Annotated in this window: 19 protein-coding genes; 12 read left to right on the top strand and 7 right to left on the bottom strand. The window is 65.0% G+C overall.

What is annotated here, in order from left to right:
- The first annotated feature begins 169 nt into the window (after nucleotides 1-169).
- Nucleotides 170-1,129: a lytic transglycosylase domain-containing protein gene (locus GGD61_RS25535; protein WP_092259830.1), complete on the top strand. Its 960-nt coding sequence runs from the start codon at nucleotides 170-172 to the stop codon at nucleotides 1,127-1,129.
- A gap of 48 nt (nucleotides 1,130-1,177) precedes the next feature.
- Here GGD61_RS25535 and GGD61_RS25530 read toward each other — a convergent pair whose 3' ends face one another.
- Nucleotides 1,178-2,287: a DUF1236 domain-containing protein gene (locus GGD61_RS25530; RefSeq protein ID WP_183231492.1), complete on the bottom strand. Its 1,110-nt coding sequence runs from the start codon at nucleotides 2,285-2,287 to the stop codon at nucleotides 1,178-1,180.
- Between the two features lie 106 nt (nucleotides 2,288-2,393).
- On the opposite strand from GGD61_RS25530, the gene GGD61_RS25525 reads away from it, so the two are divergent.
- The gene (locus tag GGD61_RS25525) at nucleotides 2,394-2,855 is read left to right on the top strand and encodes an NUDIX domain-containing protein (RefSeq protein ID WP_092259833.1); all 462 of its coding nucleotides are present in this window, start codon (nucleotides 2,394-2,396) and stop codon (nucleotides 2,853-2,855) included.
- Between the two features lie 21 nt (nucleotides 2,856-2,876).
- On the opposite strand, the gene GGD61_RS25520 is transcribed toward GGD61_RS25525, so the two are convergent.
- Entirely contained in the window at nucleotides 2,877-3,860 is a 984-nt protein-coding gene (locus GGD61_RS25520; RefSeq protein WP_092259835.1) for a tripartite tricarboxylate transporter substrate binding protein, read from the bottom strand.
- 452 nt (nucleotides 3,861-4,312) lie between these two features.
- On the opposite strand from GGD61_RS25520, the gene GGD61_RS25515 reads away from it, so the two are divergent.
- The 4 genes from GGD61_RS25515 to GGD61_RS25500 all read left to right on the top strand — a co-directional run bounded on the left by GGD61_RS25515 (nucleotide 4,313) and on the right by GGD61_RS25500 (nucleotide 6,352).
- Nucleotides 4,313-4,960, top strand: a complete 648-nt coding sequence (locus GGD61_RS25515; RefSeq protein WP_177237267.1) for a hypothetical protein — start codon at nucleotides 4,313-4,315, stop codon at nucleotides 4,958-4,960.
- Complete coding sequence (locus GGD61_RS25510; RefSeq protein ID WP_092259839.1) at nucleotides 4,957-5,253, top strand: HGGxSTG domain-containing protein; 297 nt, start codon at nucleotides 4,957-4,959, stop codon at nucleotides 5,251-5,253. The genes GGD61_RS25515 and GGD61_RS25510 overlap by 4 nt, the downstream gene beginning before the upstream one ends.
- A gap of 142 nt (nucleotides 5,254-5,395) precedes the next feature.
- Nucleotides 5,396-5,836 (top strand): CBS domain-containing protein, encoded by a 441-nt coding sequence (locus GGD61_RS25505; RefSeq protein ID WP_026202791.1) that lies wholly within the window; start codon nucleotides 5,396-5,398, stop codon nucleotides 5,834-5,836.
- Nucleotides 5,837-5,983: 147 nt separating this feature from the next.
- Entirely contained in the window at nucleotides 5,984-6,352 is a 369-nt protein-coding gene (locus GGD61_RS25500) for an avidin/streptavidin family protein (RefSeq protein WP_092259841.1), read from the top strand.
- A gap of 120 nt (nucleotides 6,353-6,472) precedes the next feature.
- Here the strand turns inward: GGD61_RS25500 and GGD61_RS25495 are convergent, their stop codons facing one another.
- The 3 genes from GGD61_RS25495 to GGD61_RS25485 all read right to left on the bottom strand — a co-directional run bounded on the left by GGD61_RS25495 (nucleotide 6,473) and on the right by GGD61_RS25485 (nucleotide 8,752).
- A complete protein-coding gene (locus tag GGD61_RS25495) occupies nucleotides 6,473-6,655 on the bottom strand; it encodes a hypothetical protein (RefSeq protein WP_018322675.1) in 183 nt (60 codons plus the stop codon).
- A gap of 178 nt (nucleotides 6,656-6,833) precedes the next feature.
- Nucleotides 6,834-7,061 carry a DUF3606 domain-containing protein gene (locus tag GGD61_RS25490; protein ID WP_092259843.1) on the bottom strand — a complete coding sequence of 76 codons (228 nt, stop codon included), beginning with the start codon at nucleotides 7,059-7,061 and terminating at the stop codon, nucleotides 6,834-6,836.
- A gap of 272 nt (nucleotides 7,062-7,333) precedes the next feature.
- On the bottom strand, nucleotides 7,334-8,752 hold the full coding sequence (locus tag GGD61_RS25485; protein ID WP_183231491.1) for a TAXI family TRAP transporter solute-binding subunit: 1,419 nt from the start codon (nucleotides 8,750-8,752) through the stop codon (nucleotides 7,334-7,336).
- On the opposite strand from GGD61_RS25485, the gene GGD61_RS25480 reads away from it, so the two are divergent.
- From GGD61_RS25480 to GGD61_RS25470, 3 genes are all read left to right on the top strand, one after another.
- Nucleotides 8,751-9,014, top strand: coding sequence for a hypothetical protein (locus GGD61_RS25480; protein WP_183231490.1), 264 nt, complete (start codon nucleotides 8,751-8,753; stop codon nucleotides 9,012-9,014). The genes GGD61_RS25485 and GGD61_RS25480 overlap by 2 nt on opposite strands.
- Before the next feature lie 24 nt (nucleotides 9,015-9,038).
- Complete coding sequence (locus tag GGD61_RS25475; RefSeq protein ID WP_183231489.1) at nucleotides 9,039-10,559, top strand: CYTH and CHAD domain-containing protein; 1,521 nt, start codon at nucleotides 9,039-9,041, stop codon at nucleotides 10,557-10,559.
- A 226-nt stretch (nucleotides 10,560-10,785) separates the two neighbouring features.
- Complete coding sequence (locus GGD61_RS25470; protein ID WP_183231488.1) at nucleotides 10,786-12,036, top strand: MFS transporter; 1,251 nt, start codon at nucleotides 10,786-10,788, stop codon at nucleotides 12,034-12,036.
- A 54-nt stretch (nucleotides 12,037-12,090) separates the two neighbouring features.
- Here GGD61_RS25470 and GGD61_RS25465 read toward each other — a convergent pair whose 3' ends face one another.
- The gene (locus GGD61_RS25465) at nucleotides 12,091-12,963 is read right to left on the bottom strand and encodes an outer membrane protein (RefSeq protein WP_246786039.1); all 873 of its coding nucleotides are present in this window, start codon (nucleotides 12,961-12,963) and stop codon (nucleotides 12,091-12,093) included.
- Nucleotides 12,964-13,208: 245 nt separating this feature from the next.
- Here GGD61_RS25465 and GGD61_RS25460 point away from each other — a divergent pair, with 245 nt between their 5' ends.
- From GGD61_RS25460 to GGD61_RS25450, 3 genes are all read left to right on the top strand, one after another.
- Nucleotides 13,209-14,402: a M20/M25/M40 family metallo-hydrolase gene (locus GGD61_RS25460; RefSeq protein WP_183231486.1), complete on the top strand. Its 1,194-nt coding sequence runs from the start codon at nucleotides 13,209-13,211 to the stop codon at nucleotides 14,400-14,402.
- 94 nt (nucleotides 14,403-14,496) lie between these two features.
- Nucleotides 14,497-15,585 (top strand): mandelate racemase/muconate lactonizing enzyme family protein, encoded by a 1,089-nt coding sequence (locus tag GGD61_RS25455; protein ID WP_183231485.1) that lies wholly within the window; start codon nucleotides 14,497-14,499, stop codon nucleotides 15,583-15,585.
- 278 nt (nucleotides 15,586-15,863) lie between these two features.
- Nucleotides 15,864-17,012, top strand: coding sequence for an amidohydrolase (locus tag GGD61_RS25450; RefSeq protein ID WP_183231484.1), 1,149 nt, complete (start codon nucleotides 15,864-15,866; stop codon nucleotides 17,010-17,012).
- A gap of 1 nt (nucleotide 17,013) precedes the next feature.
- Here GGD61_RS25450 and GGD61_RS25445 read toward each other — a convergent pair whose 3' ends face one another.
- Nucleotides 17,014-17,229 carry a hypothetical protein gene (locus GGD61_RS25445; protein ID WP_018322666.1) on the bottom strand — a complete coding sequence of 72 codons (216 nt, stop codon included), beginning with the start codon at nucleotides 17,227-17,229 and terminating at the stop codon, nucleotides 17,014-17,016.
- Between the last annotated feature and the right edge of the window lie 91 nt (nucleotides 17,230-17,320).

Here is a 17,320-nt window from a genome sequence, read left to right as displayed (position 1 = left end):
CTAAAAATAATGATCCGCAAAAACCGCGGGGAGTTTCTGTTCGGGAACACCGTAGTAACACCGAAGGAACCAACGAGACCGCAGCTTTGCCGCAATCAGACGGTTAAGAACTTCTTATCGCCGGCGCACCGCTGGCCGTTCATCCCACAGTTCGAGGTTGTCTCCGCAAATGCGATTTGTCATCGCGGCTTGCGCCGCGTTCATGATTCTGATGTGCGACCTCGATCCGTCGGCGTCCCGGCAAACATCAACTTTCGACCGCGCCGTTATTCAGAACAATCGGGCCTCCCCACTTGTTCCGGTGGTCGAGCTCTTCCTCGCAAGTGTGCAGGCCATCGAGCTCGCCAACGCGCGCGCCGCCTATGAGCAGGTGATCGAGCCGCCCCGGGCGGACGAGCCAGCCCTACAGGCACCGGTTTCCCCGACCGAGCGATTTTGCCACGCGCTTCGCGAGGCCGCCGAGGCCAGCGGCATTCCCGTGCCATTCTTTGCCCGCCTGCTCTGGCAGGAGAGCCGCTTCAGGTCCAACGAGGTGAGCCAGGCCGGCGCCCAGGGCGTGGCGCAGTTCATGCCCGGGACGGCCGCCGAAGTCGGGCTCGACGATCCCTTCGATCCCATGAAGGCGCTGCCCGCATCGGCAAAATTCCTGCGCAAGCTTCGCGACGATTTCGGCAATCTCGGCCTCGCCGCGGCTGCGTATAATGCCGGTCCCGGCCGCGTTCAGAAGTGGCTCGCCAAGGAGAGCGAGCTGCCGCGTGAGACGCGCGACTATGTCCGCATCATCACCGGTACCAAGGCTGAGGACTGGACCGAGCGGTCCGAGGCCCTCGCGATCAGGATCGACCTGCCGCGCGAGGCGCCATGCGAGGGCATCGGCAGCCTCTCCAAGGCGAAGGATATCGCCTGGGTCCCGGTCAACCTGACACCCTCGGTCGCGACCATCATTCGCAAGGCCGAACAGCTTGCGGCGCGCCTGTCGACAAACCGGGCGCGCAAGCGGTTCGTATCCCTGCTCCACAAGAACGCCTCGGCCCGTGGCAAGGCGAGGGGCATGATTGCAGCGCGCGCGGCGAAGGGCACCAAGGCTCGCGCCATCCGCATCGCGGCGCGCGAACGTTCGGCGATCTGACGCACAAATCGAGAAGCCGCCCGATGGGCGGCTTCCGACGGCTGTGAACTAATCGATCTCCTCGATCACGCGTCGTTCGCGAGGCTCGATGACATAAGTCCGGGTATCGCGATGGATGTAGCGGTACTCCCGCAGGTCGGGCGCATCCCGATAAACCGTGCTCGGAAATTCCTCGACCTCGACGCTATCAGGGACGCGATCGCCGACATGGATCTCGGTGCGAGCTGTGCTTCCGGTGGTCTGCCGTTCGCTCCTGCTCTCGGGACGCGCTTTCGCATGCTTGCGGATCGCATCGCGATCGCGGTCGGAGAACTTGCTTGCGCTGCGCTCGCGGGTGGTCGACGTCGTCGTTGCCGTGGATTTCCCCGAATACGGCAGCACCGTCACGATCTTGTAGGTCGCCGGATCGACCACGACGATCTCATCCTTCACTAGCGCGAAGCTGTAGCCGCGATATTGCGGCACGATCTCGACGACATCAGGCGGAAGAGTCGAGAGGTGCACGTCGCGCGGAACGACCGTGCCGACATTCAGCGAGAAATTGACGCTGGTCAGCGGCCGGACGTTCAGATGCGAGATCGAGGTGCTGATCTTCGTCTCCTGCTGGCGGTTCAGATTGACGTTGGTCTGCGCGGCCGCCTGAGAGTTGGTTCCGGACCGCTCGCCCTGCGCCTGATTGCTGGCTGGCGCCGTCGGCGCCTGCTGAGCCTGGTTGGTCCCGGATGCAGCGGGCTGCGCCTGATTGCTATTGGCCGGTGGCGGATTGGACCGATCCTGCGCCTGGTTCGTGTTTGCCGGCGGCGGGTTGGCGCCCTGCTGGGTGGCGGGCTGGTTACCGGTCGTGTTCGAGCTTGCCGTGCCGCTCTGCGGCCGCGAAGTGTCCGTGCTGTTCGCAGCATTGTTGGATGTGCCGGAATTGGCGGCCCCGGAGGATGGCGCGGTGCTCTGCGTCGTCTGTGCCGAGGTTCCTGTCGACGGTGATTGCTGCGGCTGCGATGTGGTCTGCTGCGTGCCGGCCGCGCCGGATTGCGAGGTCGTCGCAGGCGCTGTGGAATTGGATTGGGATTGCGGCGTCTGCTTGGACTTGGTGGGCGATTGCGCGAAGGCGGCGTTCGCCAGCACCAGCCCTAATGCGGTGGTTGCCAACAGGCGGATCATGGTTCACTCCCTTTTATCAAATGAACGTTGGTGACTAACCTGCGCTAAAACGGCCGGTTCCACTTTTTCCCGAGACAAAGCGGACCGCTTCTGCACGGAACCTGCGATGCCATCGAAGAGTGCGGGGATCATTGCCTATCGCAAACGCCGGGCGATCGAGATCCTCCTCGTTCATCCCGGCGGGCCGTTCTGGCGCAACAAGGATCTCGGCGCGTGGTCGATTCCCAAGGGCGAATATGCGGACGAAGACGATGCGGAGGCCGCCGCGCGACGGGAATTTTCCGAGGAGCTGGGATTGGAGCTGTCCGTGCCGCTGGTCTCGCTTGGCGAGGTCAAGCAGCGCGGCGGCAAGGTCGTCACCGCGTTCGCCGCCGAGCTCGATATCGACGTGCGCAGCATCCGCAGCAACACGTTCGAGATGGAATGGCCGCCGCGCAGCGGCAAACGGCAAGTCTTCCCGGAGGTCGACCGTGCCGAATGGTTCACGCTCGAGGAGGCGCGGGGGAAGATCAACGCAGGACAACGCCCGCTGCTCGATCGGCTGGCGCAGCTGGCCGGCGGCGAATAGCGATGGAAGCAGGTGCGCTCCCTACTCCGCCTTGATGTCCGCGGCTGCGACGACCTCGGCGAGCTCTTTCGTCTCCTTCACGATCTTCGCGGCGTACTCGGCGGGGGTCAGCACGCTGACCACGCCCTGCGAGCCGAGCTTCTCCGCGACCGCCGGATCCTTGGCCGCCGCGGCGATCTCCCGGTGCAGCGTCTCCAGGATCGGCGCCGGGGTCGACTTCGGCATGAAGAAGCCGACCCAGAACGAGATGTCGAAGCCGGGGAAGCCGGCTTCCGCGACGGTCGGCACATCGGGCAGTGACGGCAGCCGCTCGGCCGACGACACCGCGAGCGCGCGCAGCTTGCCGGCCTTGACCAGCGGCACGGCGGAGAGCGGATCGAACACCGCCAGCACCTCCTGCGCGAGGATGCCGACCTCGGCGGCCGAACCGCCGCGATAGGGCACGTGGATCAGCTTGATGCCGGCCTTCTGGCTCAGCAGCTCCATGGCGAGATGGGCAAGATTGCCGTTGCCGCCCGAACCGTAAGCCAGCGCGCCGGGTGCCGCCTTCGCCGCGGCGACGAGATCGGCGACGGTCTTGATACTAGCCGTCTTTGGATTCTCCGGATTGACCACCAGCACCAACGGCGCCGACACGACGGTGGTCAGCGGCGCGAAGTCCTTTTCCGGATCGTAGCGGATATCCTTGAATAGCGTCTTGTTGAGCGTGATGGTGGACGAGTTGCAGGCGAGCATGGTGTAGCCGTCGCCTTCCGCATGGGCGACGCCTTCGGCCGCGATCATGCCGTTGGCCCCGGCGCGGTTCTCGACCACGAAGGGCTGCCCGAGCTTGTTGCCCAGGCGATCGCCGACGATGCGCGCGACGACGTCGACCGGCCCGCCGGCGCTGAAGCCGACCATGACCTTGACCGGCCGCACCGGATATTTCTGCGCCATGGTCTCCGTCGACAGTACAGACGCACACAATCCGGCGACGACGGCGAGCAGGCGGGCGGTTCGTTGCATTGGTTCTCTCCCCAGACATCAGCAGCGCCGCTTGTGCAGGCTTGTTGGTGCGACGCATGTGAAGATCATGAATAGCGGCCATCCCGGATTTCGCAATCGCGTTTGGTCGCCGGCATTCCGCCCCACGGCACGTGTTGCATCGCCTACAGACAAAAAATGCGAAAACAACCCCATGCACAGTAGACGGCCCTTGTCCGAACAACGACTTACGCCAGGCAGAGACCTTCGGATGTTGCGAAATCGATTTTGACTCGTCGGGCAAAACAGGGGCATAATGCCATCATCGCGATCCGCGTGAGCAATCGGCCTCCACAGCCATGTGGGCCTCGCTTCGATCGCGAACAAGCCCAGCATCGACATTTGAATACGCAACCGCCGCACGGCAACTGAGAGGTCTTCTCGCACCAGAGAGGCCTGCTCGCGCGTGCCGTGGGCTCAAGGGAGACATCGACATGACAACAGCCATGACACGCAACAGCACGACGCCAGTCGTCAGGTACGGCAGCAGGCCCGCCCCGCGGGTCAAGCTCACCGGACAACGGATCGCAATTCAACATCCCGACGCGGAGACCGGCGAGCATTTGCTGGGCGAGGCGCTCGGTGCCGTCGATCAAGACGCTCTGCATGGCATCCTCAAGCAATTGATGAAAGCCAGCGTGATCCTGCAGAAGCCCGATGAGGACAATCTCGCCTTCATGATCTCGATGATGAAAAGCATCGCCCCGCGGGATTCCCTCGAAACCATGCTGACGGCGCAGATGGTGTCCGTCCACGTCGCGACCATGCGCTTTGCCTGCCGCCTCGCCTTCGCCGAAGGCATCCCGCAGCAGGAAGGCGTCGCCCGCACATTGACCCGGCTGGCTCGCACGTTCGCAGCCCAGATGGAGGCCCTCAACCGCCATCGCGGCAACGGTGAACGTCCGATCACGGTGCAGAATCTGTCGGTGCAGGACGGCGGCAGCGCGATCGTGGGGAATGTCACGCAACAGGCACATCTGATCGCTGCCGAGCCGGGCACCGCGACAGAGGCTGGGCTGGTCCCGCCCCGCGACGCCGGCGAACGCGACCGGACCGAGGCGTTGCGAGGCACCACCGCATGAGGGCCGGTCACATCCGCAACACGCGCGCGATGGCGGCGAGCCCGCGCTGCGGCGCCCGTACCCGCAGCGGCCTCCCCTGCCGCGCGCCGGCCATGCGCGGCAAGCTCCGTTGCCGTATGCACGGTGCCGCGCCCGGATCGGGCGCGCCACCTGGAAACCGCAATGCGCAGAAGCATGGCGCCTTCACACAGGAGCGGATCGCGGAGCGAAGGGCGATCCGGGAGCTGCTCGATGAGGCGGGAAAGCTGCTGGAGGAGATGGCGTCAGACGATCGGAGGGATCAAACCGCTTAGTCCAAAAGCGTGCCGTCAATGGACAATCATTGCCTGCGGCACTGCATCATGACTTCATGAATTCGTCGCCCATTTGCGACCTGTTCCTGAGGAACGACCGCCGGCGCATTTTGTTGGCGGCCTATCAGCGATGGAGATTTCCATGAGAGTCAGCGATGTTATGACTCCCGACGTGCAGCTTTGCACCCCACAGGACACCATCAAGGACGCAGCCGAGGCGATGGCGGCGCTCAATGTCGGCCTGCTGCCCGTGGCTGAATATGACCACCTTGTCGGTATGATCTCGGACCGCGATATCGCAACGCGAGGGGTCGCGATGGGCCTGGGGCCGGACGCGCCAGTGCGGAACGTCATGACCACAGACGTCAAATACTGCTACGAGGACCAGGACATCGAAGAGGTCACCCGTAACATGGCCGACATTCAGGTGCGGCGCCTGCCGGTGCTCAATCGAGACAAGCGGCTGGTCGGCATCATCGCGCTCGGCGATATCGCCGGGTGCAGGCCCGGCGACGGTGCGGCGAAGGCGCTGCACGGAATTTCGCGAGCAGGCGGACAGCACGCAGGCGCGATCTCCGGCTGAAGCAGGCCGTCGCGCCTTGGAATGCCGGCGCCCCGAGCCGTACGTAGGCCGCAGCAAGATCAACCGCAATCGGACTGTGTCGCAAAGGAACTGCACAGGCCGCCCGGCTGCGCGCCGAGCCAAATCGACGAGCGTAGGAGAACCGACATGACCTGGGTCGGCGATTGGCGAAATCAATTCGGCTCCATCTTACGCATCACCGATGATGCGAACGGCCGCATCGAGGGGAATTTCGAGACCGCGCTCGACGACAGCGGCTTCTACGGCCAAGCAGTGCCCATCACCGGGTTTCATAAAGGCAATTGCATCGCCTTTGTCGCAGTGGGCTCGTCTGTGACGGGCGACCGCGCCGTCTCCTATACCGGATTGCTGCGTCACGGAAAGATGGAGACCGCCTGGTTCGTGATCGCAGACCAAGCGCTGAGCGCGTCCAGAGAGGGCGACCCGGCGAAGCTCAAACCAGTGAACTGGTGGCGCGCCGTGACAACGAACGTCGATACGTTCGAACGGACCTGAAGCACGAGGAAGCGGGTCCCGTTGCCGCCATTGCCGCCCGTCCTTGGGCGCCCGTCCTTGCCGTCGACAACAATTGCGCGAGGCGTTCACCCCGCACATCACCGGTTGCCAGCCGAAAAGCTAGCGCGGCGCGCTTGTCGGATCGACTGGGGAAATCTGCAGCCCTGCCTCATCCAGCGCCTGGGCAATCTGCTTCGCCAGCAGCTTTGCCTCTTCGGTCCCGATCTGCGCGTCGGGATGTCCCTTGAAGAACGCGCAAATGGTCGTGGCGATGATGGTATTCACCTGGTGCAAATCATCCATTTGATGCACGCGAAGTTACCAAATGCTTCACCCAGACAGGGTGGCGCGTCGGCTAGTAGAAAAGAAAGCGGTCAACGCAAGCCAAAGAATGACAGAATGGCCGCGATCACGACGACTAATCCTATGAGGTAAATCAGGCCGTTCATTGCAGTTCTCCTTTTCTATGGAATGACTGAATCTATCCTGGGAACGTGAGGCCACTCTTGGCGCTGCACTGCTCCACCAGTTCGAGCTTTTCGAGCTGAACTTCCTTCTCTATCGCCGTCAGAGAGTTGCCGATCTTTTCGACGATCCTGATCAGGTCGGCATCGGAGATCTTGAGGCGCCTTCGAACGGACTTGACCTGCTTTGCGTCCGCAAGATCAAGCGTCGTGCGAATGACCCGTGGCGGCCTTGAGCACAGCATGAGCAGCTCTCCTTGCTAGAGTAAGAGCGATGATGTCCGTTTTGTTCCGATTCTTCCCGAACAGCGCCGGCACCGAATGATGGAATAAGCGAAACGGCGACGAGAGCGTCACGATCGACAGAAGGATGTGTAGTCGGGGCGGAGAACTTCGACCGCGCCGGAAGCCCATGCACACAAGCAGAAGTTGATCCAGGCGGCTCCTCCCCTCGATCCGTTGGCATTTGCGGGCCGATGCGTCGCACAGATCGACAGCGGCAGCTTCAGAGGGCGCCTCATCCTCGCGGCGCGCTCGCCGCGCCTCGAACGGTTTCGAAGTTGGCACGCTGCAGCGCGGCTCGTCTCTCCGCGATGGCGCTGCTCAACAGGCCAAGCACCAGACCGAATGCTGCGAGTTCCTCCTCCTCGATAGCGCCGTCGTCGTAGCATTCGAGCGTTTCAGCTATGATGGCGTCGGCCTCGCGCTGCAGAACCAGAAGCTCCTGGCTCGATCCCGCGGTTCGCGCGCTGGACACCATGGCCAGGATTCTCTTGCGATGGTCGTTGGTTTCCTCTCTTTCGTCGCGATTCAAATAGCGACGCAACCAGGCGGCGGCCGAGCCGATCCCGGAAAGAAGCAGCAGCCCGAACCAGAAGTAATCGCCGTATCGGTCGAGGAAGGTACGTTCGTTGCCGTCGATGACAGCCGCCGCTCCCCGATGCACCGGTAGCTCCGTGTCCTTGTCGACATCAGGCTTGATAATATGCGCAGCACCTGGGACCTGTCTTGCAATCGCCTGGCGAACGGCAAAGAGCTGGCGGAAAAAGGCGGCGACTGTCGTTTCAGGCAGGGACTTTCTCGCGACGATGAGGTGGCTGACGCTGACGGTTTCGACCTTGTCACCCGGCCAGGCCGGATCCGGCTTGAAGACGCTGGGCGGAATTTCCTCCGATTCATACCGCGGATGCTTCAGGGCGATCGCTTCCGATGTCTCGATGGCGAGAAACCTCGGCTCGCCGCGCAGGCGCGCCGTTGCAGCCACGGCATCGGACGTGATTTTGCTGTCGAGCGGCCCGACCGCCATGAAGGCATCGATGGTCAGATCGCGTGCCAGCTCCTCGGTCTGGTCCGTGCCGAAGTGTGTCACGACGACCTTGTCCGCCTCCACTCCGGAGGCGCTCAGGATGACGCGTAGCAATGCGGCATTTGCCGGGGTCCGGCCGATCACGCCGACACGGCGCCCTGCGAGATCGGCGACCTCCTTGATTCTCGGCGCGGGCTTTCTTTTCGAGCTCTTGCCGGCAGCTCCAGACGGAGTCCACAGCACGACGAAGTTCTTGCGCACGACGGCGACGGTCTGTGCCTCGGCGGGCATGTCCAGATCGCCGCGGCCGACGGCAAGGTCGGCCTTGCCTGCCCCAAGCAGGGCGAGAGACTCCACCGCCCCGTCGGTTTTGACGGGAAGCAGCCTGACAGTACGGCTTTCGCTCGCGAAGGCATCGGCCATCGCCTGAATGACTTTGTCGTCATCGCTGCCGGGCGGTCCAACGGCGATCCGGAGGACGTCCGGCCGCAACGCATAATAGAGCGCGCCCGCTGCGGCGGCAAAAATGAGAAATCCAACGGCGAGGACCAACAGTAAGGAATTGCTTCTTCTCCGCTCGCGGCGGGCCGCCTCACTGGTCGTTTTACTCGGACTCTCGGACGAAGACATGGCCGCCGCCAACCGCAGATCGGGGTTCTCCCTGTTCCGCAGGATACCACGTTTTCCCGGGAACAATCTCTGGCGGCCGGCCTGGTCCGTACGCGCGAACGGTGACGAGGATCGCGATTGCGTTGGTTCGGCCCAGGGCGCCGCTTCAGTTCATGGCGTTGCCTTCAATCGCGTGAAGTTTCCGTGCCTTTGCGGCTCCCGCAGCAGCGTGCGGGTTGAAAAGCTGGCCGGCCCGGAACTTCCCGAGCCGGCACCACTTTGAATTCAGCAAACGAAAGAATTCGCCATGGCCTCCGAAACGGAACTTAAATTCCGCGTTGCGGCGCGAAAATTGTCGTCAGTGTTGCGGACGGGCGGTTTGAGTGGGCGGCGCGGCGACCAGTCCGAGCAGTCGCTCGTGTCGACCTACTACGATACGACCAAGCACAAGCTCAGGCGCCATGGCCTGACGCTGCGCGTCCGCAAGATCGAGGGGCGCTACGTGCAGACCGTGAAAGCCGGCGGCACGGATGGCGTGAAGCGGGGCGAATGGGAGCACGAGGTTTCCGGTGCACGTCCCGACCTGAAGAAGACGGGACACACGCCGCTCCGGGATCTTGCGACGCGAAAGCTTCCTCGCAAGCTGAAGCCGGTCTTCCAGACCGACATTCATCGCCTGGCGCAGGCGCGACGCGTCCGGAAGAGCCAGATCGAACTGGCGGTCGACCGTGGCCGCATCAGCGCCGGTCACCGGTCGCGGCCCGTTGCCGAGTTGGAGCTGGAACTGAAGTCCGGGCATGTCGCGGACCTGTTCCGCCTTGCCCGCGATCTCGAACGCAAAACCGGGGCGGAGCTCGATCTGCGTTCGAAATCCGAGCGCGGCTACCTGCTCGTCGCCGGCAGTGGCGGCGGCGCACAGCACGCCGAGCCGATCGCACTGGAGGACGGACTCTCACCGCGCGAGGCGTTCCGCGTCATCGCGCATTCGACGTTGCGTCAGGTCACAGCGAATGCCGATCCGGTGCGTGAGATGGACGCCGAAGGGGTTCATCAGATGCGGGTCGGCTTGCGGCGTCTGCGTGCGGCCATCTCGCTGTTCGCTGATATCCTTCCACGGGCGAGCACCGCGCGGATCAAGGCCGAGCTGAAATGGCTCACGAGCGAGCTGGCGCCGGCGCGTGAAATCGACGTATTCCTGAACGAGAGCATCCGGCCGATCACCGAACGGGACGTGCCGCGACGCGGCGCCCGCGCGATCCGCAAGAGGTTCTCCCGGCAACGGGTGGCGGCATTCGAGCGGGCACGCGATGCGGTCATGTCGGCGCCTTACCGCCGCCTGCTGATCGACGTGATCGAGTGGATCGGAAGCGGACGGCCTCACGGCGATGATGACCGTTCGATCGCCGCTTACGCCGCGGCGTTGCTCGACCGGCGCATCAGGAAGGCGCGAAAGGAGGGCAAGCGCCTGCACGACCTGGATCCGATGCAGCGCCACAAGCTGCGGATCAAGGTCAAGAAGATCCGCTACGCCGTCGATTTCTTCGAAAGCCTCTACGCAGATCGCGACCGCAAGGAGCTTGCAGCCCTGTCCGACCGCCTGAAGCAGATTCAATCCGCGCTCGGATCGCTGAACGACTTCATGGCGCACCGCGAGCTGGCAACGGAGGCGGCGCTGACGGCGCCACCTGCACACCGCCGCGCCCAGGCTTTCGCATCGGGCGTCGTCGTCGGCCAGGAACGCGAGGCCGCTGACGGCCTGATGAAGGACGCAACGAAGGAGCTGAGCAGGTTGCGCCGGCTGCGCGCGATGCCGAGTGCGCGAGCGTAGGAGGGCCGGCATGGCAACTGACATCGCTTGGGTCGGCAGCTGGCGAAATCAGTTCGGCTCCATCTTGCCCATCACTGACGATGCGAACCGCCGGCTGCCTGTATCTCGTCTTTCCGCGCGCTGATCCCGAGACGCCACAATCCGGAATGAGGGGGTCGCGCTGCCGCCATTGGCGCCCGCCTCGTCATCATGTACGCCCATCCAAACCTTCCGGGACGGGACGCTCATGGCCACCACCGACGACGCGGGCACCGCCACCCGCACGCTGATCTTTGCACTTCTCGCGCTCGCCTGCGGCCATATGCTCTCGACCTTGTTGCGCACTATTCCCGCCGTCAGCCTCGACCTCATGGCCGCGGATTTCCACATCGAGCCGCAAGCTCTCGCCAGCCTCACCTCGATCTATCCTTTCGCCTTTGCCGCAGCGCAGATCCCGGTCGGCGCGGCGATGGATCGCTTCGGCGTGCGGCCGGTGTCGCTCAGCCTGCTTGCGGGAACCGTACTCGGCGCGGTGGCGTCGGGCTTTGCCACGGGGGCTGCGAGCTTTGCGGTCGGGCAGTTCATGCTGGGCGTTGCCACGTCCGGCATGCTGATGTGCCCGATGACGCTGGCGGCCAAGCAATTGTCGACGGGCCGCTTCGGGCTGTGGTCGGGCGCGATCCTCTCGATCGGCAATATCGGCATGCTGCTGTCGTCGAGCCCGCTCGCCTTCGTGGTCGACGCTTACGGCTGGCGCGCCGGGTTCTGGATATCCGCGGCTGGCGGCGTTGCAGTCGCGCTCGCCGTGTTCGCGCTGGTGCCGCAGCAGCCGGCCGAGCACAAGGACGATTCCTCTCCGTTGTCGCAGATGATCGAGGTGCTCAGGCTCGGCCTATCACGTCCGTTGCGCGGGCTGATCGCGCTCGCGCTGGTTTCGCTGGCAACCTCGCTGGTGCTGCGCGGCCTGTGGGGCGGGCCGTGGCTGATGGACGTCAAGGGCTTGTCGCGGGTCGAGGCCGGCAATCAGCTCGGCGCATTCACTCTGGCGATGATCGCCGGGCCCCTGTGCATCGGCATGATCGACCGCAGGCTTGGCCGCCGCCGCGCGCTGGTGGCAGGCACGCATATGGCCGGGGCGGTGCTGCTGGCGCTGATGGCGCTCGGGGCGCCGCATTACCCCGTGTCCGTTCTGTTCGGCGTGCCCGTGATGCCGCCGCAATACGACCTCGTTCTGTTTGTGCTGATCGGCCTTGCGACCTCCGCCCAGCCGCTGCTGTTCGGCATGTCGCGGCAGCTGGTCGACGCGCAGACTACCGGCAAAGCGCTGGCGGCCGTGAACCTCGCCTTCTTCCTCGGCGCGGCGCTGGTGCAGTCGGTGACCGGCGCGGTGGCGGCGCTCGCGGGATTGCCGGCGGTGCTGCTGTTCATGGCAGCAATGCTGGCAATCGGCGTGCTGGTCTTCCTGACCTACACGCTGCCGCTACGCGGGACCGGCTGAGCGCCTCGCTCAACCCCATCCTTCCACGCTCTCAGAGCATCCCCGCGACCAAGCTCAGTACCTGGCGACCACCGGCCCGCCGAAGCGATAATTGACCCTGAGGGTCGCTTGCTCGACGGTCAGCCGCGAGCTTGACGTCCCCGTCGCGAAAACGCCGCCGAACCCATCGGGAACGGTGAAGGCGACGCTGCGGCGACCGAAGTCGGTGTAGCGATATTCGCCGGCCAGGCTCCAGTTCGGGGTGAACGCCCACTCGATGCCTCCGCCGACGGTCCAGCCCCAGCGCGTGGTCGAGCCGTTCGTTGCCGCGAACGTTCCCGCCGGAATGCCGATGCCCGGGCCGTTGACGACGGTGGTCCTGGAACCGCCGATCTCGGCGACGGCGGCGCCGCCGGTGACGTAGAACAGTGCACGGTCCACCGTGACGCCGGCGCGGCCGCGGAAGGTGGCCATCCAGTCGATATGACCGAAATCGACGGTCACGGTCTGCGTCACCGGCGGCGCAAATGTCGGGGCGCCGAAGGTACGCGAAGCGCTGCCGCTGCTGCCGCTCAAGCCGGTGCCGACCGCGTCGGCTTCCACGCCGAGCACGAACTGCTGGACCTGCCAATTGTATCCGATCTGGCCGCCGCCGATGACGCCGCTGTGGCGGCCGTCACCGGGAATGATGCCCCTCTGTTCGGGAACAATCGTCAGCACGGGTGCGACCGGGGGCGGCACGCCGAAAGCGGGAAACAGCGGTCCGAAATCGCTGTCACCGGTGCGGGGTGTCCAGGCGCCGCCGACATTGGCGCCGACATAGAAGCCGGTCCAGCTGGAGATCTGCGCAGCGACCGGCACGGGTCTCGCCTTGACCGCCATATCCGCGGCATTTGCCGCCACGACACCGAACAATAAGGCACTTCCGGCAATGGCCGCGATCCGCATCGTCGTCCCCAACATTTCGGCAAGTATCGGCGTGCCGCGGCGCCAAGAAACACCCTTAAGTTAGAAGCGAATCGCAGCCGACGCTGTCACCTGACAGCAACATCCGGACACATTGTGTTCGCGCGACGCTGCGGGACCATGCGCGCATGGCAACGCAGCGCCGTCCCTCATGCGTCGCGGCCGCCTTGCACAACGGCGCGCTGCAAGGGATGCTGACAAGCATCGCGCATCAAGGGAATGAACTCATGCCTGTTGACACCAAAGCCGCCACCGACCGCCTCATGCGCTTCCTCGCCGTCGAGGGCGTGACCGGACAGGAGGCGGCGATCGGGCGTGAGATCACCGCCGCATTGAAGGAGAGCGGCGTGGCGGCGAAGGCGATCCGGCTCGACGATGCCAACACCCGCATTCCGGTGCCGACCGAGACCGGCAACCTGATCGTCGACCTGCCCGGCCGTGGCGCGCTGCACAACCAGCCGCGCATCATGTTCATGACCCATATGGACACCGTGCCGCTGTGTGCTGGGGCCAAGCCGAAGAAATCGGGCCGCAAGATCGTCAACTCCGCCAAGACCGCGCTCGGCGGCGACAATCGCTGCGGCTGTGGCGTGCTGGTGACGCTGGCGGCCGAGCTCGAGAAGCACAAGCTCGACCATCCGCCGATCACGCTGTTGTTCTGCGTGCGCGAGGAGAGCGGGCTCTACGGCGCGCGCCACGTCAAGCTGGACGAGCTCGGCTCGCCCGTGATGGCTTTCAATTATGACGGCGGCTCGGCCTCCAACGTCGTGATCGGCGCGGTCGGCGCCGACCGCTGGACCGTCGAGATTATGGGGCGCGCCTCGCATGCCGGCGTCGCGCCGGAGCGCGGCATCTCCTCGACCATGATCATGGCGCTCGCTCTTGCAGATGTGAAGGCCGGCGGCTGGTTCGGCAAGGTGGTGAAGGGCAAGCAGCAAGGCACCAGCAATGTCGGCCCCGTCACCGGCGGCGAGGGCCGCCCCGCGGGCGATGCCACCAATGTCGTCACCGACTACGTGCATGTCCGCGGCGAAAGCCGCAGCCATGACGGAAAGTTCTTCAAGGAGATCACCAAGGCCTACAAGGCCGCGTTCGAGAAGGCGGCCAAGAAGGTGACGAACGCGCAAGGCAAGTCCGGCAAGGTCAAGTTCAAGGCCGAGACCGACTATTATCCGTTCCGCATGAAGGACAGCCAGCCCGTCATCAAGCGCGCGGTCGAGGCCGTATCCGCGGTCGGCGGCACGCCGAACGTCCGCACCGCCAATGGCGGCCTCGATGCCAACTGGATGGTCCGCCACGGCATTCCGACCGTGACCTTCGGCGCCGGCCAGAACGAGGCCCACACCATCGACGAATGGATCAATCTCGACGAATACGACCGTGCGTGTGCGCTGGCCGTGCAGCTTGCGACGATGCGGTGAGTTCGGTCTGTACGGTGGGTTAGCCCTGGGCTGCGCGAAGCGCAGTCCGCTGGCGTAACCCACCCTACGAAACAAGAACAAGAAGGGAGGCCACATGCCGCACATCGCAAATATCGAGACCGGGCTCTACCGGATCCCCCTCCCCGTCACGCTGTCCGACTCCACCCATGGCGAGATCGCGGCGTTCGAGCTGATCACCTGCCGCATCCGCGATGCCGACGGCGCCGAGGGCGTCGGCTACACTTACACGGTCGGGCGCAATGGCGGCGCTGTCGCCGACATCCTCAAGCGCGAGATCCCCGCGCTGATCGAAGGACGCGAGGCCAACGACACCGAGGCGATCTGGCATCACGTCTGGTGGGCGCTGCATTATGGCGGCCGTGGCGGGCCGGTGGTGCTGGCGCTCTCCGCGCTCGACATCGCGCTGTGGGATTTGAAGGCGCGGCGCGCCAAGCTGCCGCTGTACCAATTGCTCGGTGGGTTCGACGCGCGCGTGCCGTGCTATGCCGGCGGCATCGACCTCGATCTCTCCGTGGAGGCGCTGCTCAAGCAGACCGACGGCAATCTCGCCAAGGGCTTTCGCGCCATCAAGATGAAGGTCGGCCGGCCCGATCTCAAATCCGACGTCGCGAAGGTCTCCGCGATGCGCCAGCATCTCGGCGACGGTTTCCCGCTGATGGTGGACGCCAACATGAAATGGACGGTCGAAGAGGCGATCCGCGCCGCCCGGGCGTTCGTTCCTTACGACCTGACCTGGCTCGAGGAGCCGATCATCCCCGACGACGTCGCCGGCCACGCGCGCATCTTACAAGCAGGCGGCGTGCCGATCGCGGCGGGCGAGAATTTGCGCTCGCTGTGGGAGTTCAAGAGCTACATCGCCAGTGGCGCGGTGTCCTATCCCGAGCCTGACGTCACCAATTGCGGCGGCGTTTCCGCCTTCATGAAGATCGCGCGGCTGGCGGAAGCGTTCAACCTGCCCGTCACAAGCCACGGCGCGCACGACATTACCGTGCACCTGCTCGCGGCCTGCCCGAACCGATCCTATCTGGAGGCGCACGGCTTCGGGCTCGACAAGTACATCGAGCACCCGCTGGTGCTGCAGGAGGGCAAGGCGCTGGCGCCGGACCGGCCCGGGCACGGCATCAGCTTCGACTGGTCGGGGCTGGCGAAGCTGGCGCCTTAGACTCGGTGTCCTAATCTCTCCCGCTTGCGGGAGAGGTCGCGCCGAAGGGCGCGGGTGAGGGCTTTTTCCTCGTTGGGAATCCCACCGCGGAGGCACCCCCACCCCGACCCTCCCCCGCAAGCGGGAGAGGGGCGCACCTTTCCCCGCGGCACCGTCGAACCTGATCTCACGCCGACGAAGCGCGTTGCTGCACGCGAGGCATTCCAACGTGCTTGATGCAGGCCACGGATAATCCGCTATGGTGGCGGCAACCACCACCTTGCGAAAGATCCCCTGCCTTGACACCCGAGCTGCACCAGAAACTGACCGCGTGGCGCCGGCACCTCCACGCGCACCCGGAGCTGTCGCTCCAGGAGAAGGAGACCGCCGCCTTCGTGCAGGACAAGCTCATCGAGCTCGGGATTCCCTTCGAGGCGGGCATCGGCGGCCACGGCATCGTCGCGACCTTGACGCGCGGGCATGCGCGCAGCCGCGTCGGCTTGCGCGCCGACATGGATGCACTGCCGATCACCGAAGATACCGGGCTTGCCTACGCCTCCAGGACATCAGGCGTGATGCATGCCTGCGGCCACGACGGGCACACCGCCTCGCTGCTCGGTGCCGCCGCGCTGCTCGCCGCTGATACCAGCTGGAGCGGCACGGTCGATTTCATCTTCCAGCCGGCGGAGGAAGGTTTCGGCGGCTCGCGCGCGATGGTCGCGGCCGGGCTGTTCGACCGCTTTCCGATGGAACGCGTGTTCGGCTTTCATAATTGGCCGGGCCTTGCCGCCGGCACCATCGCCGTGCACGACGGCGTCGTCATGGCCTCCGGCGGACGCATCACCATCACCATCGAGGGCCACGCCGGCCACGCCGGCATGCCGCATCTGACGCGCGATCCGGTGATGGCGGCCGGTCATTTGATCGTGGCGCTGCAATCGATCGCCTCGCGCGGCGTCGATCCGCTCGACACCGCCGTGCTGTCACTCTGCACCATCGAGGGCGGCACCGCGCCGAACCAGATCGCCGGACGTGTCACCATCCGCGGCACGCTGCGGTACCATCGCGAGGCGGTCAAGCACGTCATCCTCGACGGCATCGAACGGACCTGCGCCGGCATCGCGACCAGCTTTGGCGTCAAGGTCACGCCCGAGATCGTGATGGGCGTCGGCGTCGTGGTCAATACGCCTGATGAGGCCGCCCTTGCGCGCATCGCCGCCGAGAAGGTGCAGGCTGAGGTACGGCGCGATCTCGCGCCCAGCATGGCCGGCGAGGATTTTGCTCACTATCTCCAGCAGCGGCCGGGCGCCTTCGTCTGGATCGGCAATGGCGAATTGCGCGACGGCGCCGAGCTGCACGGCCCGCGCTACGATTTCAACGACGCGATCCTGCCCGTCGCCTCCGGCTGGATGGCGGAAGTCGCCAAGACGGCGCTGGCGTCGAACTAGCTCACGAGATCTCGCGCGGCAGCTTCCAATCCGACCGCGGCGCGAACGTCTCCTCGACGGGCGCCACGTGATATCCGGCAGGGAGAAGCCGGCCGCCCTCCTCGTCTGCGACCGGAACGTCGGTCACGAGGCCTTCGATCAAGGCGGCTTCCCACACCTCCTTCTCGGTCGGAAAGGGATCGCCGATCTGCTTGTTGCCTTCGAACAGCGCGTACATCGGTTCCGGTCCTTGCGTTGGCGGGTTCACCAGCAACGTATCGGCTGTCTGGACGTTCCTTTCCGGCAAAGGCAACCGAGGGCACGGAAAC

Source organism: Bradyrhizobium sp. SBR1B, assembly GCF_014198205.1.
GTDB lineage: Bacteria > Pseudomonadota > Alphaproteobacteria > Rhizobiales > Xanthobacteraceae > Bradyrhizobium.
Note: the sequence above shows the minus strand (reverse complement) of the source record. Positions and strands in the feature narration are given on the sequence as shown.